We start from the raw sequence: 16120 nt of genomic DNA, 5'->3' as shown, positions 1-16120 counted from the left end.
ATCGATGCGATCAATCGTCGTTCTTGGACATGTCTTCATCGGCGACCACTTCCGCGGCGGCCCACTCCAGCGCTTCGCGCTCGGCGCGCTCACGCTCGGCCTTCTCGACTTCGTCGATCAGCGCGTTGTCGATCTTGCGGGCAGCGATCTCGCGCAGCGCCAGCACGGTCGGCTTGTCCTCGGTCTCGCTGTTGTCCAGCGTGGCCTGCACGCCATTGGCGAGCTGGCGGGCACGCTTGGAGGCCATCATGACCAGCTCGAAACGGTTGTTAACGACTTCCAGGCAATCTTCTACGGTGATGCGGGCCATACGGGCTCCCGGCGACCGGTCGGCCGCTCAGTCGAATGAGGGAAAGGGGACGGAGTGTACCGGCAGGGGCTGGACAAAATCAAGCCAACCCTCACCCGATTCTTTTGGAATCAGTCAGTTGCGCCCGGATCAGGGGTCAACAGGGCCTGGATCAGCCCGGCGTGGCGGACCTTCTGGGCCTCGCGGCGCAGGCGGCTGGCGGTGAAGATCGCGCACAGCTCGTCCACGGCGGTGTCGAACACCTCGTTGACGATGACGTAGTCGAACTCGTTGAAGTGCAGCATCTCGTCGCGGGCGGCGCCCAGGCGCTGGGCGATCACCGCCTCGCTGTCCTGCCCACGCTTGCGCATGCGGTCCTGCAGGGCCTGCTTGGACGGCGGCAGGATGAACACGGTGACCGTGCCCGGTACCAGCTGCCGGACCTGCTGCGCGCCCTGCCAGTCGATCTCCAGCAGCACATCCTGGCCGGCCGCCAGCTGCGGTTCCACCGACTGCCGCGCCGTGCCCTTCCAGTCTCCGTGCACCCATGCATGCTCGAAGAAGTCGCCCGCAGCAATCATCTGCTCGAACTTCTCTGCGGTGACGAAGTGATAGTGCTCACCGTTCACTTCACCCGGTCGCATGGCCCGCGAAGTGAAGGAGATCGACAGGGCGATCTGCGGGTCGCGGGCCAGCGTCGCGTTGACGATGCTGCTCTTGCCGGCGCCTGAAGGGGCGGCAACGATGTACAGCGTGCCGCGCGCGATGGTGGCCGACGGGGTGGACGGGGCGCTCATGCACGGAACCCAACTGGTTGATTTCGCAAAATTTTTCCTCGATGTTCCAGACATGGCGCGGAGGATCGCGCCAGGACGGCGGGGACTGCGCGGAACATCCTGGAACCAGGCCCGGCAGACGGCTCCCCGGGGTGCGGGCACGCAACTTTACCAGAGCGGCCCCTCCCCGCGCCCGGCCACACCCGGCCGGCCTTGTGCCACATGGGCATGCGGGGGGCTGTGCTATAACCGGGGCATTGCGGTCGTTCCCGGAAAGACGCTCGCGGCATGCTGGCGGTTCTCCCCTTCGACGGCCGTACCCACCGACAGCCCGGAGGCCTGCACGCCTCCCCGCCATCCAAGGAGAACGGCATGCCCTCGATGAGTCGCCGCCAGTTCCTGAAGGTCACCGGGACAACCCTGGTGGGCTCCAGCCTGGCCCTGATGGGCTTCGCGCCCGGCATCGCGCTCGCGGAGGTGCGGCAGTACAAGCTGACCCGCGCCACCGAGACTCGCAACACCTGTACGTACTGTTCGGTGGCCTGCGGGATCCTGATGTACAGCCTCGGCGATGGCGCCAAGAACGCCGAGCCGAGCATCTTCCACATCGAGGGCGACCCGGACCATCCGGTCAACCGCGGCACGCTGTGCCCGAAGGGCGCCGGCCTGGCCGATATCATCCACAGCAAATCGCGCCTGCTCTACCCGGAATACCGTGCACCGGGTACGAACGAATGGAAGCGCCTGAGCTGGGACGACGCTCTGGACCGCATCGCGCGGCTGATGAAGGAAGACCGCGACGCCAACTTCGTGCAGAAGAACGAGGCGGGGCAGACGGTCAACCGCTGGCTGACCACCGGCATGCTGGCGGCCTCGGCCACCAGCAATGAAACCGCGGTATTGACCCACAAGGTCGTCCGCTCGCTTGGAATGCTCGCATTCGACAACCAGGCACGTGTCTGACACGGCCCGACGGTGGCAGGTCTTGCCCCGACGCTAGGCCGAGGTGCGATGACGAATCACTGGGTCGACATCAAGAATGCCGACCTGATCCTGATAATGGGTGGCAATGCCGCCGAGGCACACCCGTGCGGGTTCAAATGGGTGACCGAGGCCAAGGCACACAACAAGGCCCGCCTGATCGTCATCGATCCACGCTTCAACCGCTCGGCCGCGGTGGCCGATGTCTACGCGCCGATCCGCACCGGCACGGACATCGTGTTCCTGGGCGGCCTGATCAACTACCTGCTGGCCGAGGACCGCATCCAGCACGAGTACGTGCTGAACTACACCGACATGTCGTTCCTGGTGAAGGACGAATTCGCCTTCACCGACGGCCTGTACTCGGGCTATGACCCGCAGAAGCGCAGCTACGACCGCTCCAGCTGGGACTACCTGTATGGCGACGACGGTTACGTACGCAGCGACCCGACGCTGAAGGACCCGCGCTGCGTCTACAACCTGCTCAAGCAGCACTACGCGCGCTATACCGTGGAGATGGTCGAACGCATCTGCGGTACGCCCGCCGACAGCATCCGCCAGATCTGGGACATGATCGCGTCCACCGCCGGCAAGGACAAGGCGATGACCATCCTGTACGCGCTGGGCTGGACGCAGCACTCGGTCGGTGCGCAGAACGTGCGCGCCGGCACGATGGTGCAGCTGCTGCTGGGCAACATCGGCGTGGCCGGCGGCGGCATGAACGCCCTGCGTGGGCATTCCAACATCCAGGGCCTGACCGACATCGGCCTGATGTCCGACCTGCTGCCGGGCTACCTGACACTGCCCAGGCAGGACGAGCAGGACTACAACGCCTACATCGCCAAGCGCACGCAGAAGCCGCTGCGCGCCAACCAGATGTCGTTCTGGCAGAACTACCCGAAGTTCCATGTCAGTCTGATGAAGTCGTGGTGGGGCGATGCCGCCACCGCCGACAACAACTGGTGCTTCGATCACCTGCCCAAGCTCGACAAGCCCTACGACATGCTGCAGGCCTACGAGCTGATGAACGAAGGCAGGATCCATGGCTACATCTGCCAGGGCTTCAACCCGCTGGCCTCGGCACCGAACAAGGGCAAGCTGATCAGCGCGTTCTCCAAGCTGAAGTTCATGGTCAGCATGGACCCGCTGGAAACCGAAACGATCGCCTTCTGGCAGAACCATGGCGCACTGAACGACGTCGACCCGAGCACCATCCAGACCGAAGTGTTCCGCCTGCCGACCACCTCGTTCGCCGAGGAGAACGGCGCGGTGGTGAACTCCTCGCGCTGGCTGCAATGGCACTGGAAGGGCGCCAACGCACCGGGCGAAGCGCGCAGCGACATCGAGATCATGTCCGAGCTGTTCCACCGCATCAAGGCGCTGTACGAGAAGGACGGCGGCGCGTGGTGGGAGCCGGTGCGCGACCTCGCCTGGAATTACGCCGACCCGAAACTGCCGACGCCGGAAGAACTGGCGATGGAGTACAACGGCAAGGCCCTGGTGGATGTGTTCGATCCGAAGGACCCGACCCGGCTGGTGCGCAAGGCCGGCGAACAGCTGGCCGCGTTCGGCGACCTGCGCGACGACGGCAGCACGTCTTCCGGCTGCTGGATCTACATCGGTGCGTGGGGGCCGACCGGCAACATGATGGCACGGCGCGACAACAGCGATCCCACCGGTATCGGCAACACGCTGGGCTGGGCCTGGGCGTGGCCCGCCAACCGCCGCGTGATGTACAACCGCGCCTCGTGCGACGTCGCCGGGCAGCCGTTCGATCCACGACGCACCCTGCTCGCCTGGAACGGCAGGAACTGGGGCAACATCGACGTGCCCGACTTCAAGGCCGATGAAGACCCGGCCGGCGGGATGGGCCCGTTCATCATGAACCCCGAGGGCATCGCCCGCTTCTTCGCCAAGGCCGGCATGGCCGAAGGCCCGTTCCCGGAACACTACGAGCCCTTCGACACGCCGTTGCGCAGCAACCCGCTGAGCCCGGGCCAGGCGCTGACGCTGAACAATCCGGCCGCGCGCGTGTTCGACAGCGACCGCGCGCAGATCGGCTCGCCGGACGAGTTCCCGCACGTGGCCACCACCTACCGGCTGACCGAGCATTTCCACTTCTGGACCAAGCACGGCAAGCTCAACGCCATCATCCAGCCGGAGCAGTTCGTAGAGATCGGCGCAGCCCTGGCCGACGAGCTGGGCATCGGCAACGGCAGTCGCGTGCGGGTCAGCTCCAAGCGTGGGCACATCGAAGCCGTAGCGATGGTGACCAAGCGCATCAAGGCACTGCAGATCGATGGCAGGACGGTGCACCAGGTGGGCGTGCCGATCCACTGGGGCTTCCTGGGTGCTGCCAAGCCCGGTTACATCGCCAATACGCTGACCAACGCCATCGGTGACGGCAATTCGCAGACGCCTGAATCGAAGTGCATCCTGGTCAAGGTCGAGAAGGTGTAGGAGACACGCCATGTCACTGCAATCGCTGGACATCATCCGCCGCTCGGCCACCACCACGCCCTCGCCGCAGGCGCGCGGTTCCCACACCGGACAGGTCGCCAAACTGATCGACGTGAGCAAGTGCATCGGCTGCAAGGCCTGCCAGGTCGCCTGCATGGAGTGGAACGACCTGCGCGACGAGGTCGGCAGCTGCGTCGGCAGCTATGACAACCCGCCGGACCTGAGCGACCAGTCGTGGACGGTCATGAAGTTCCGCGAGTACGAGGACGAGAAGGGCAAGCTGGAGTGGCTGATCCGCAAGGAGGGCTGCATGCACTGCAGCGACCCGGGCTGCCTGAAAGCCTGCCCGTCGCCGGGCGCGATCATCCAGTACGCCAACGGCATCGTCGATTTCCAGGAGGAGAACTGCATCGGCTGCGGCTACTGCGTGACCGGCTGCCCGTTCGACGTGCCGCGGATCTCCAAGAAGGACCACAAGGCCTACAAGTGCACGCTGTGCTCGGACCGCGTGGCCGTGGGCCAGGAGCCGGCGTGCGTGAAGACCTGCCCGACCGGGGCGATCACGTTCGGCAGCAAGCAGGCGATGACCGAGCATGCCGCCGGCCGCGTCGAGGACCTGAAGTCACGCGGCTACGGGAATGCCGGGTTGTACGACCCGCAGGGCGTCGGTGGCACCCACGTGATGTACGTGCTGCAGCACGTGGACAAGCCGGAGCTGTACGCCGACCTGCCCAAGGACCCGCGCATCAGCCCCATGGTCGAGGTCTGGAAGGGGGTGGCCAAGCCGCTGGGCGTGCTGGCAATCGCCGCGACAGCCTTCGTGGGCTTCCTGCACTACATCGGCATCGGCCGCAACACGGTCAACGATGAGGAGGAAGAGCAGGCCGAGCACGAAGCAAAGAAGATCGAAGAGGAGCAGCGGCCATGAAGTACGCCCCGCACCCCCGCCAGATCGTGCGCTACCGCGCTCCGACCCGCATCAACCACTGGATCGTGGCGATCTGCTTCGTGCTGACCGCGCTGTCCGGCCTGGCCCTGTTCCACCCTGCGCTGTTCCCGTTGACGGCGCTGTTCGGTGGGGGGCCGTGGACACGCATCCTGCATCCCTTCGTCGGCCTGGCCATGGTGGTGGGCTTCGCCCTGCTCGCCTTCCGCATGTGGCGTGACAACCTGCCTACCGCCGACGACCGCGCATGGCTGCGCGGCATGCGCGAAGTGCTGCGCAACGAGGATGAGACACTGCCACCGGTTGGCCGCTTCAACGCCGGCCAGAAACTGCTGTTCTGGGCGATCATCGGCTGCCTTTCAGCGTTGCTGCTGACCGGCTTCGTGATCTGGCGGCAGTATTTCAGCCATCTGTTCCCGATCGGCGTGATCCGTTTTTCGGTGCTGGTGCACGCACTGTTCGGCTGGGTACTGGTGTGCGCCATCGTGGTGCACATCTATGCCGCGATCTGGATCAAGGGTTCGGTGCGCGCGATGACCCAGGGCAAGGTGACCTATGGGTGGGCCTACAAGCACCATCGGCAGTGGTTCAGGGACATCCTGCGCGGGCGGCGCGGAGAGGGGTAACGGCAGGGCCTGCGGCCCTGCACCCGCCGGATCAACGTCAACGTCAACGTCAGAAGCGGGCTTCCTGAGGGATGGCGGGGCGGGTCCCGCTGCTGTTGGTGGGTGTCGACCTTGGTCGACACGATGAACACGGCAACAACCGATGGGGTCAACCGATGGGGTCAGATCCGTTTTCCTTTGGAAAACGGATCTGACCCCGACCTTTCAGGTGGCTGGCAGCACGCTGGACGCCAGCGTCGACAACGGCGAGGATGGAGGCTGGTTCTTCCGGCTGGCCCCGCATGGCGCAACGCATCCTTGAACCCGGTGAGATCGAGACGCTGGCCTCGCGCGATGTCCCGCGCATCATTCTGCCGGATGCCGCCTCGCTGTTCGGCGGACGTGCGGACCGGCTGCGCAGCCTGGCCGGACGCAGTGCCATCGGTGGCTATCTGCAGCTGCTGGCGGCACTGGCCGATGCACAACAGGCGCTGCTGGACGAACTGACGCCGCAGCAACGCGAGGCGCTGCAGGCGCAGGCCCGCGCGCAGCAGTCGAGCGCGGCGGCCAGCGCCGGCATGCCATTGCGGCCCGCCAACACACTTCAGCTCGATGGCCGATGGCGCGACTGGTTGCGCGCGCTGTGCCGGCACTGCGCCGATGAAGCCGGGCTGCCTGCGGAGACCCGACAGGAACTGCAACGGGTTGCCGCGGCCGCTGACGCCTGGCTGGATGCACAGGCGCATGCGGTGCTGGAGCGCGACGACGCACCGTCGCTGGACGCGGTCGCTGCCCTGCTGGTGATGAACGCGCTGCAGGTGTACTGGGCCGTACTCGCGGCCAGCTTCCGCCCGACCGACCTGAAACCGCTTGCCGATGCACCCGGGCTGTGCCCGCTGTGCGGCTCGTTGCCGGTGGCCAGTGTGGTGCAGGCGCGCCCACCCTACGCCTCCTACCGCTATCTGTCGTGCTCGCTGTGCGCCTGCCAGTGGCACTACGTGCGCGTGCAGTGCAGCCAATGCGGCGCGGCCGGCAAGGACATCGCCTATCGCGCGCTGGCCGAGGTCGACGGCGATGCAGGCGAGGTGGTGCGTGAAGGCGCGATCCGCGCCGAGACCTGCGATCACTGCCACAGCTACCGCAAGATTCTGTATCTGGAGAAGGATCCGGCGCTGGAGCCGGTCGCCGACGACCTCGGCACGCTGGCGCTGGATCTGTTGCTGGGCGAGGAAGGCTACATGCGCGCCAGCCAGAATCCGCTGCTCTGGCAGTCCGACGGCGACTGAACCGATGCCTCGCGTGCACGCCCCCACCGCCCCGGCCAGCGCCCTGCCCTCGCTGGACCGCCTGCTGCGCCTGCCGGCGTTGTCGACGCTGATCAGGGACCACGGCCGCAGCCGCATCGCCCATCTGCTGCGCGAGCACGTGCAGGGGTTGCGCGAGCGCAGCGGCTGCGGCCAGCTGTCACCGGAACAGCTGCAGCGGGCCGTCGCGGAACCCGGCGTGGTCGCGGCCCTGCAGTCGGCGCTGGCAGCCGATGCACGCCTGGATCTGCGGCCGGTATTCAACCTCACCGGCACGGTGCTGCATACGAATCTCGGCCGCGCGCTGTTGCCGGACGCCGCGGTACGCGCAGTGACCCGCGCGATGACGGCGCCGGTGGATCTGGAATTCGACATCGCCCTGGGCCGTCGGGGGGACCGCGATGCGCGCGTGCGGGCACTGGTCTGCGAACTGACCGGCGCCGAAGCGGCGACCGTGGTCAACAACAACGCAGCAGCAGTCCTGTTGCTGCTCAACAGCCTGGCCAATCGCCGCGAGGTAATCGTGTCGCGGGGCGAACTGGTGGAAATCGGCGGCGCCTTCCGAATTCCCGATGTAATGCGCAGCGCCGGTGCGCGGCTGCGCGAAGTGGGCACCACCAACCGCACCCATCCGGCCGACTTCGACAGCGCCATCGGCACGCGCACCGCGCTGCTGATGGAAGTGCACGCCAGCAACTACGCCATCACCGGCTTCACCGCCAAGGTCGATACTGCACGGATGGCATCGATCGCGCACGGGCACGGGCTGCCACTGGCGGTGGACCTTGGCAGTGGCAGCCTGTGCGACCTGTCTGCCCACGGCCTGCCGCGCGAACCTACAGTGCAGGAGACGCTGGCGGCGGGCGCCGACCTCGTCTCGTTCAGCGGCGACAAGCTGCTCGGTGGACCGCAGGCCGGGATCATTGCCGGCCGCGCCGACCTCATCGCACGCATCAACCGCAATCCGCTCAAGCGCGCCCTGCGTATGGACAAGATGGGCCTGGCCGCGCTGGAAGCGGTACTGTCGCTGTACCGCGAACCGGAACTGCTGCCGCAGCGGCTGCCGACCCTGCGCACGCTGTCCCGCGAACAGGGAGACATCCATGCGCAGGCACAGCGCCTGCTGCCTTCCGTGCAGCAGGCGCTGGCCGCGCATTACGCGGTTGAAGCGGTGCCGATGTACAGCCAGGTCGGCAGTGGCGCGCAGCCACAGGCGCAACTGGCCAGCGCCGGCCTGCGCATCCGCGTCGCTGCAGCTGCCGGGTTGGACCGTCTGGCCAAGCGCCTGCGCGGCCTGCCACGGCCGGTGCTCGGGCGCATTGCCGAGGATGCGCTGTGGCTTGACCTGCGCGGGCTTGAGTACGGGGATGAGGCTGCTTTCCTCGCCCAGTGGAGCGCGCTGCAGGCATGATCGTCGGTACCGCCGGGCATATCGACCATGGCAAGACCAGCCTGGTGCGGGCACTGACCGGCATCGAAACCGATCGCCTGCAGGAAGAGCGCGCGCGCGGCATCTCCATAGAACTGGGGTATGCCTATGTGCCGGTGGAGGCCGCACGCGGAGAGGGGCCTCCGGCGATGCTGGGCTTCGTCGATGTGCCGGGTCACGAGCGCTTCGTGCACACGATGGTGGCCGGTGCCACCGGCATCGATGTGGCGCTGCTGGTGATCGCCGCCGATGACGGCGTGATGCCGCAGACCCGTGAGCATCTGTCGATCCTGCAGCTGCTGGGTGTGGACCGCGCTGCAGTGGCATTGACCAAGATCGACCGTGTGGATGCGGCGCGCATTGCCGAGGCAGAAGCGGAGATCGTTGCCCTGCTGGCCGGCACACCGCTGCAGGGGTCTGCAGTATTCGCCTGCAACAGCACCGACAGCGCGGATGCCGGCATCCATGCGCTGCGCGCCCACCTGCATGCGTGGGCCGCCGCTAACGACAGCCGCCGGACGGCCCAGCGCCGCAGCGAGCTGTTCCGCATGCCGGTGGATCGCGTGTTCTCGCTGGCCGGTCACGGCACACTGGTCACCGGCGCGGTACAGGGCGGCGTGGCCGCGGTCGGCGCGCATCTGCAGTTGATGCCGACCGCCATCGACGTGCGCATCCGCAGCATCCATGCGCAGAACCAGGCCAGTGGACAGGCTGCCGCGGGACAGCGCTGTGCCCTGAACCTGGCCGCCATCGCCCGCGACGGCATCACCCGCGGCGACTGGATCGCCGATCCGCGCGCGCTGCAGGCCACCACCCGGGTCGACGTACGCCTTCGCCTTGCGGCACAGGTGCGGCCCCTGCGCAACTGGACACCGCTGCACATCCACTGGGGCACGATGCACCGGCAGGCCCATGTGGTGCTGCTGGAGGATGAAGACAGTGGCAACGGCCAGCTGGTGCAGCTGGTGTTCGATGCCCCGGTCTGCGCGATGTGCGGCGACCGCTTCATCGCCCGCGATTCGGCTGCAGCGCATACGCTGGGCGGCGGCACCGTGCTCGATCCCGATCCACCGCAACGACGTCGGCGCAGCCCGGCACGCCGGGCGTGGTTGGCAGCCCTGGAGCAACTGGCCGCAGGCACGGGAATCGGCCCGCTGCTGCAGCAGGCACCGGCCGGCATCGCGCTGGCCGCACTGCAACGCTACTGCCGGCGTGAGGCCGCACAGATCGATCTCCCTGCAGATGCCCGGCGCATCGCCACCCGCGAGGACACGGTGATCATCCTCACCTCGCATTGGCAGGCGCTGCGCGAACAGGTGATCCGCTCACTGCATGACTGGCACGAGCGACGGCCGGACGAGCCCGGTGTCGACAGCGGGCGCCTGCAGCGCAGTACCCTGCCCGCGCTCTCGACCAGTCTCTGGAACGCGCTGCTGCAGGACCTGTTCGACGATGGCGCGTTGCAGCGCGTGGGCGCGTGGTGGCGGCTGCCAGGCCACGACCATGCGCCGCCGGAACGCGAGCGCGCGCTTCTCGAACGCGTGCTCCCGCGTCTGGATGCCGGTGGTTTCGATCCGCCCTGGGTGCGCACGCTTGCGGCCGATCTCGGCTTCGCCGAGGAGGAGATGCGTGCGGTCCTGCGTCGCGCCGCAGCGCGCGGCGAGCTGTTCCAGGTGGTGCCGGACCTGTTCTACGCACCGGCCCGCATCGACGCGCTGGCGGCAACGGTCGCCCGGCTGTCACAGGCAACGGGCATGGTGGACGCGGCAGCATTCCGCGATGCCATCGGCCTGGGCCGCAAGCGCAGCATCCAGATCTTGGAGTTCTTCAATCGCGTTGGCTACACTCGACGCGTCGGTGACCAGCATCGGCCGCGCGGCGACCTGCAATGGAACACCGCCCACGGTTGACTGCACCGGTACCGCCGTACCTTCGGAAGGCATGCGCATCCGGGCATGCGGCTGGGCTTCAAACCCAGCAGGGGGCGTCGATCGCTCCCTGGTAGGTTCGACTCCTGCTGCCTTCCGCCATTCGTGTTCCTGCAGGAGATGCCGGCATGGCCTCGCATGTGCAGTCCCCACTCCCCCCGTCGGCCGAGGCTCCGCAGCGATTGACTTCGCTGGCCCACGGCGGCGGTTGTGGCTGCAAGATCGCACCCGGCGTGCTGGCCGAACTGCTGCGGGGCACCCCGGCGTTCCCTGCGCCGGCCGAACTGCTGGTCGGCCGCGAGACCAGTGACGATGCCGCGGTCTACCGGCTTGATGATCGCCAGGCGATCGTCGCCACCACCGACTTTTTCATGCCGATCGTCGATGACCCATTCGACTTCGGCCGCATCGCCGCCACCAATGCGCTGTCGGACCTGTATGCGATGGGCGCGCGGCCGCTGTTCGCACTGGCCATCGTCGGCATGCCCATCAATACGCTGCCACAGGACACGATCCGCGGCATCCTGCAGGGCGGCGAACGTGCCTGTGCCGACGCCGGCATCGTGGTGGCCGGGGGCCACAGCATCGACTCGGTGGAGCCGATCTATGGCCTGGCCGCGATCGGCGTGCTGGATCCGCAGCAGCTCAAGCGCAATGCCGATGCCCGCGCCGGCGATGTGCTGGTGCTGGGCAAGCCATTGGGCGTGGGCGTGTATTCGTCGGCGCTGAAGAAAGAAGTGCTGAATGCCGAGGGCTACCGGCAGATGGTCGAGTCGACCACCCGCCTGAACAGCGTGGGCCTGCCCCTTGCCGCGCTGGACGGCGTGCATGCCATGACCGACGTCACCGGCTTCGGCCTGCTCGGCCATCTGCTGGAGGTGTGCCGTGCCAGCGGGGTCGCCGCCGAGGTGGACAGCACACAGGTGCCTCTGCTGCCGCAGACCCTGGACCTGCTGCAACGTGGCTGCGTTACCGGCGCATCCAACCGCAACTGGGCCTCGTATGGCGGCCAGGTGCATTTCGCCGAAGGCGTGGCCGCCCACTGGCAGCCACTGCTGACCGACCCGCAGACCAGCGGCGGCCTGCTCGTATCCTGCGCAGCGGACGCCGTGGATGCGGTGAATGCCGTTTTTGCCGGCGCCGGGTTTGCCCAGGCCGCGGTGATCGGCCACCTGCTGGCGGGGCCTGCCGGCGTCAGCGTGCGCTGAAACGATGAGGGCGCCCGAAGGCGCCCCGCAGCATCACTCGATGTTCTGCACCTGCTCGCGGATCTGGTCGATCAGCACCTTCAGCTCGACCGCGGCATTGGACGTGCGGCTGTCCACCGACTTCGAGCCCAGCGTGTTGGCTTCACGATTGAACTCCTGCAGCAGGAAGTCCAGGCGGCGGCCGACCGGCTCGCGCTGCGTGAGCACGCGGCGGATCTCGACGATGTGGCTCGACAGGCGGTCCAGCTCCTCATCCACGTCCAGCTTCTGCAGCCACAGCACCAGTTCCTGCTCGGCGCGGCCGGGATCGACCGGATGCGGCAGATCGGCCAGGCGCGCAGCCAGCTTGGCACGCTGGCCATCACGGATGGCGGGAATCAGCGTGCGGACGTCACCCGCGATGCGCTCGATGCCATCCACGCGCTCGGCAATGGCCGCGGCGAGCTTGCCGCCCTCACGCTCGCGGGCTTCGACGAATCCGTCCAGCACCTGATCCAGCAAGGCCAGCGCCTCGACCTGCAGGGCCGCCGCATCGGTGGCCTCGCCCCGGGTCACACCCGGCAGCTGCAGCAGATCGGTGAAGCTCACCTGCAGGTTGGGAAAATCCGACGTCAGGCGGTGGGCCAGATGCCCGAGCTGGCCCAGCAGGGCCTCATCGACCTGCAGATTCCCCGCCGCGTCCGGCGCACGCAGTCGCAGCACCAGATCCAGCTTGCCGCGGCTCAGGCGCGCGGCGATGCGCTCGCGCAGCTGCGGCTCCAATGCCCGCAGCTCTTCAGGCAGGCGGGTGCCGACCTCCAGGAAGCGGTGGTTGACCGAGCGCAGCTCGCAGCCCAGCGTGCCCCACGGGGTGACCCGCTCGCCACCCGCGTAGGCGGTCATGCTTCGAATCATGGAATGTGTCCGGTGCGTGCAAAGGGGGAATGGTACCCTAGCGCCCTCACCAGAGCCCCCCTGCCCGCCCCGTGAAGGTCGCGGGCATGGCGGCGTACTCCCCGCCCTTACGGAACCCGCATCATGTCCGATTCCCGCCCCAGTGGCCGCCAGCCCGACCAGCTCCGCCCGGTCGTCATCCAACGCGGCTTCACCCGCCACGCCGAAGGCTCGGTACTGGTGTGCTTCGGTGAAACCCGCGTGCTGTGCACGGCCAGCGTCGAGAACCGGGTTCCGGGCTTCCTGCGCGGCAAGGGCGAAGGCTGGGTGACCGCCGAGTACGGCATGCTGCCGCGCGCCACCCACACCCGCAGCGACCGTGAAGCGGCGCGTGGCAAGCAGGGCGGCCGCACGCTGGAGATCCAGCGCCTGATCGGCCGCAGCCTGCGCGCCTGCGTGGACCGCAATGCCCTCGGCGAACGCACCATCACCCTGGACTGCGACGTGCTGCAGGCCGACGGCGGCACCCGCACCGCGGCCATCACCGGCGCCTACGTGGCCCTGGTCGACGCCGTGAACGTGCTGATCAAGCGCGGCGAGATCAAGCGCAACCCGATCCTGGGTGCGGTGGCAGCGGTGTCGGTGGGCGTTTACCGCGGCACTCCGGTGCTGGACCTGGACTACGCCGAAGACAGCGACTGCGACACCGACATGAACGTGGTGATGAACGATGGCGGTGGCTTCATCGAGCTGCAGGGCACTGCCGAAGGCCATGCCTTCCGCCGCGATGAACTGGACGCGCTGCTGGGACTGGCCGAAAAGGGCGTGAACGAACTGCTGGCCGCACAGCAGGCGGCGCTGTCGGCATGAACCGGCGCCTTGCCCTGACCACCCTGGTGGTGGCCGACTATGACGAGGCCATCGCCTGGTACACCGGCAAGCTCGGCTTCGCACTGCTGGAGGACATCGACCAGGGCCACAAGCGATGGGTCGTGGTCGGACCGACCGACGGCAGCGCCGCCGCCCTGCTGCTGGCGCGCGCCAGTGACGAGGAACAGCGCAGCCGCATCGGCAACCAGACCGGTGGGCGCGTTGCGTTCTTCCTCAACACCGACGACTTCCACCGCGACCATGCGGCGATGCTGGCCGCCGGGGTGGAGTTCCTGGAATCGCCGCGCGAAGAACCCTATGCAACGGTCGCGGTCTTCCGCGATCTGTATGGCAACACCTGGGACCTGCTGGAGCCCCGTCAATGAAGAAACTGGTACTGGCCAGCCACAACGCCGGCAAGCTGGTGGAGATGCAGGAGATCCTTGCCGACCTGCCGCTGCAGATCACGTCGGCCGCCGAACTGGGCCTGGGCGACGTCGACGAGACCGGCCTGACCTTCGTCGAGAACGCGCTGCTGAAGGCGCGCGCGGCCTGCGAAGCGACCGGCCTGCCGGCGTTGGCGGATGATTCGGGGCTGATCGTCGATGCGCTCGGCGGCGCACCCGGCCTGTACAGCGCGCGCTATGCCGGCCACCCGACCAATGCCGCCGCCAACAACGCCAAGCTGCTGGACGCGATGGCCGACATCCCCGATGGCCAGCGCAGCGCCCGCTTCTATGCGGTGATCGTGCTGCTGCGCCACGCCACCGACCCGCAGCCGCTGATCTGCGAGGGCCGCTGGGAAGGCCAGATCATCCGCGAACTGCGTGGCACGAACGGTTTTGGCTACAACCCGGTATTCCTGGACACCACCCACGGCCTGACCGCTGCGGAAATGGAGCCGGCCCTGAAGAACGCCATCAGCCACCGTGCCATTGCCCTGCAGCAGCTCAAGCAGCAGCTGGCGACGCTGTACTGAAGCCATCCGATTGAACCAGGGAAGCCGGCCAACGGCCGGCACTACCGATGAAGCCCATGCCGCACGCCCACGACCACTGCAACCACCTGCCCGGCGAAGCCTGCTCCGCTGACCACGACAGCCCACCGCGACTGGTGCCACCGCCGCTGTCGTTGTACGTGCACCTGCCGTGGTGCGTGCGCAAATGCCCGTACTGCGATTTCAACTCGCACCAGGCCAAGGGCGAGCTGCCGTTCGAGGCCTACATCGATGCACTGCTGCGCGACCTGGACCAGGACCTGCCGCTGGTCTGGGGCCGGGTGGTGCACAGCGTGTTCTTCGGCGGTGGCACGCCCAGCCTGTTCCCGCCGGAGGCGATCGATCGCTTCCTGCAGCAGGCCAGCGCCCGCCTGCGCTTCGCGCCGAACGCCGAGATCACGCTGGAAACCAATCCCGGCACCGCCGAGCATGGCCGCTTCGACCGCTACCGCGCGGCTGGCGTGAACCGCCTGAGCTTCGGCATCCAGAGCTTCGACGACGAAGCGCTGAAGCGGCTGGGCCGCATCCACGACAGTGGCGAAGCCGAGCGTGCGGTGAAGATGGCCCAGGATGCGGGGTACGACAATTTCAACATCGACCTGATGTACGCACTGCCCGAGCAGACGCTGGCCGGTGCCGAATCGGACCTCGAGCGCGCCTTTGCACTGCAGCCGGCGCACATCTCGCACTACCAGCTGACCCTGGAACCGAACACGGTGTTCTTCGCGCGCCCGCCGCAGGGCATTCCCGATGAAGACAACGCCTGGGACATGCAGGAACACTGCCAGGCGCTGCTGGCGCAGGCCGGCTTCGGCCAGTACGAGGTCAGCGCCTACGCGCGCCCCGGCCGGCAGAGCGCGCACAATCTGAACTACTGGCGCTTCGGCGATTACCTGGGCATCGGCGCCGGTGCACACGGCAAGATCAGTTCCGGCGCCGAAGAGCACGTGCTGCGGCGCTGGAAGCTCAAGCATCCGCAGGCCTACCTGGACAGCGCTGGCACCCCGGCGTCGTTCGGTGGCGATGACGTGATCACGCCCGCGCGGCTTCCGTTCGAGTACATGCTCAACCTGCTGCGCCTGCACGAGGGCTTCAGCCTGCGTGATTTTGAATCGCGCACCGGCCTGCCGCGCAGCGTGCTCGACGCACCGCTGGCCGAGGCCGTGCAGCGCGGCTGGCTGGAGACGGCCGATGGCCAGGTCCGCCCGACCGAACTGGGCCGCCGTTTCACCAATGATGTGGTGAGCCTGTTCCTGGACGAATGAGCGCCCCGTCGCATCCGCCGGGGGGGGGGGGCGGCGCGGCCCCCCCCCCCCCCCCCGGGCCACACCCCCCCCCGCGGGCGGGCCCCCCCCCCCCCCCCCCTTCCCGGCACATCAATCTTCTTCGACGGCCGAGGTCTTGGTCTGGATGACCTTCTTGCCACGGTAGAAACCGTCGGCAGTGATGTGGTG

14 protein-coding genes, 1 tRNA gene and 1 pseudogene are annotated in these 16120 nt (G+C 67.6%); 12 read left to right on the top strand and 4 right to left on the bottom strand.

The annotated features are described in order from the left end of the window. Positions 1 to 10: 10 nt before the first annotated feature. Both rpoZ and gmk read right to left on the bottom strand, forming a co-directional pair. Positions 11 to 310 carry a DNA-directed RNA polymerase subunit omega gene (gene rpoZ, locus ACVOMM_RS15665; RefSeq protein WP_005410877.1) on the bottom strand — a complete coding sequence of 100 codons (300 nt, stop codon included), beginning with the start codon at positions 308 to 310 and terminating at the stop codon, positions 11 to 13. A gap of 110 nt (positions 311 to 420) precedes the next feature. Continuing rightward, positions 421 to 1086: a guanylate kinase gene (gene gmk / locus ACVOMM_RS15660; RefSeq protein ID WP_053519456.1), complete on the bottom strand. Its 666-nt coding sequence runs from the start codon at positions 1084 to 1086 to the stop codon at positions 421 to 423. Between the two features lie 351 nt (positions 1087 to 1437). On the opposite strand from gmk, the gene fdnG reads away from it, so the two are divergent. The 8 genes from fdnG (at position 1438) to selD (ending at position 11926) form a co-directional block, all read left to right on the top strand. Continuing rightward, entirely contained in the window at positions 1438 to 4506 is a 3069-nt protein-coding gene (fdnG, locus tag ACVOMM_RS15655) for a formate dehydrogenase-N subunit alpha (protein WP_146256248.1), read from the top strand. A 10-nt stretch (positions 4507 to 4516) separates the two neighbouring features. Then, entirely contained in the window at positions 4517 to 5434 is a 918-nt protein-coding gene (gene fdxH / locus ACVOMM_RS15650; protein ID WP_481526479.1) for a formate dehydrogenase subunit beta, read from the top strand. After that, positions 5431 to 6078 (top strand): formate dehydrogenase subunit gamma, encoded by a 648-nt coding sequence (locus ACVOMM_RS15645; RefSeq protein ID WP_053519460.1) that lies wholly within the window; start codon positions 5431 to 5433, stop codon positions 6076 to 6078. The genes fdxH and ACVOMM_RS15645 overlap by 4 nt, the downstream gene beginning before the upstream one ends. Positions 6079 to 6359: 281 nt before the next feature. After that, positions 6360 to 7343, top strand: coding sequence for a formate dehydrogenase accessory protein FdhE (fdhE, locus tag ACVOMM_RS15640; protein WP_111186782.1), 984 nt, complete (start codon positions 6360 to 6362; stop codon positions 7341 to 7343). A 4-nt stretch (positions 7344 to 7347) separates the two neighbouring features. Continuing rightward, positions 7348 to 8772, top strand: a complete 1425-nt coding sequence (gene selA / locus ACVOMM_RS15635) for an L-seryl-tRNA(Sec) selenium transferase (RefSeq protein WP_111186783.1) — start codon at positions 7348 to 7350, stop codon at positions 8770 to 8772. Beyond that, positions 8769 to 10700 (top strand): selenocysteine-specific translation elongation factor, encoded by a 1932-nt coding sequence (gene selB, locus ACVOMM_RS15630; protein WP_111186807.1) that lies wholly within the window; start codon positions 8769 to 8771, stop codon positions 10698 to 10700. Before selA ends, selB begins: the two co-directional genes overlap by 4 nt. 24 nt (positions 10701 to 10724) lie before the next feature. After that, a tRNA-Sec gene (locus ACVOMM_RS15625) sits at positions 10725 to 10820 on the top strand. Positions 10821 to 10846: 26 nt separating this feature from the next. After that, positions 10847 to 11926, top strand: coding sequence for a selenide, water dikinase SelD (gene selD / locus ACVOMM_RS15620; protein WP_461288112.1), 1080 nt, complete (start codon positions 10847 to 10849; stop codon positions 11924 to 11926). 33 nt (positions 11927 to 11959) lie between these two features. Here the strand turns inward: selD and ACVOMM_RS15615 are convergent, their stop codons facing one another. After that, positions 11960 to 12820 carry a YicC/YloC family endoribonuclease gene (locus ACVOMM_RS15615; protein ID WP_053519464.1) on the bottom strand — a complete coding sequence of 287 codons (861 nt, stop codon included), beginning with the start codon at positions 12818 to 12820 and terminating at the stop codon, positions 11960 to 11962. Positions 12821 to 12943: 123 nt separating this feature from the next. Between ACVOMM_RS15615 and rph the strand changes: the two genes are divergently transcribed. The 4 genes from rph to hemW are packed head-to-tail and all read left to right on the top strand — an operon-like array spanning position 12944 to position 15931. Continuing rightward, positions 12944 to 13669 (top strand): ribonuclease PH, encoded by a 726-nt coding sequence (gene rph, locus ACVOMM_RS15610; RefSeq protein WP_053519465.1) that lies wholly within the window; start codon positions 12944 to 12946, stop codon positions 13667 to 13669. Further along, positions 13666 to 14055: a VOC family protein gene (locus ACVOMM_RS15605; RefSeq protein ID WP_074899697.1), complete on the top strand. Its 390-nt coding sequence runs from the start codon at positions 13666 to 13668 to the stop codon at positions 14053 to 14055. The genes rph and ACVOMM_RS15605 overlap by 4 nt, the downstream gene beginning before the upstream one ends. After that, the gene (rdgB, locus tag ACVOMM_RS15600; RefSeq protein WP_053519467.1) at positions 14052 to 14648 is read left to right on the top strand and encodes an RdgB/HAM1 family non-canonical purine NTP pyrophosphatase; all 597 of its coding nucleotides are present in this window, start codon (positions 14052 to 14054) and stop codon (positions 14646 to 14648) included. Before ACVOMM_RS15605 ends, rdgB begins: the two co-directional genes overlap by 4 nt. A gap of 56 nt (positions 14649 to 14704) precedes the next feature. Beyond that, the gene (gene hemW / locus ACVOMM_RS15595) at positions 14705 to 15931 is read left to right on the top strand and encodes a radical SAM family heme chaperone HemW (protein ID WP_128988524.1); all 1227 of its coding nucleotides are present in this window, start codon (positions 14705 to 14707) and stop codon (positions 15929 to 15931) included. Between the two features lie 111 nt (positions 15932 to 16042). Here the strand turns inward: hemW and rpmF are convergent. Beyond that, a pseudogene (gene rpmF / locus ACVOMM_RS15590) lies at positions 16043 to 16120 on the bottom strand (50S ribosomal protein L32); the annotation flags it as partial.

This window comes from Stenotrophomonas sp. STEN009, assembly GCF_056760395.1.
The sequence above is the reverse complement of the archived record's forward strand: the minus strand, read 5'-3'. Positions and strand labels throughout refer to the sequence as shown.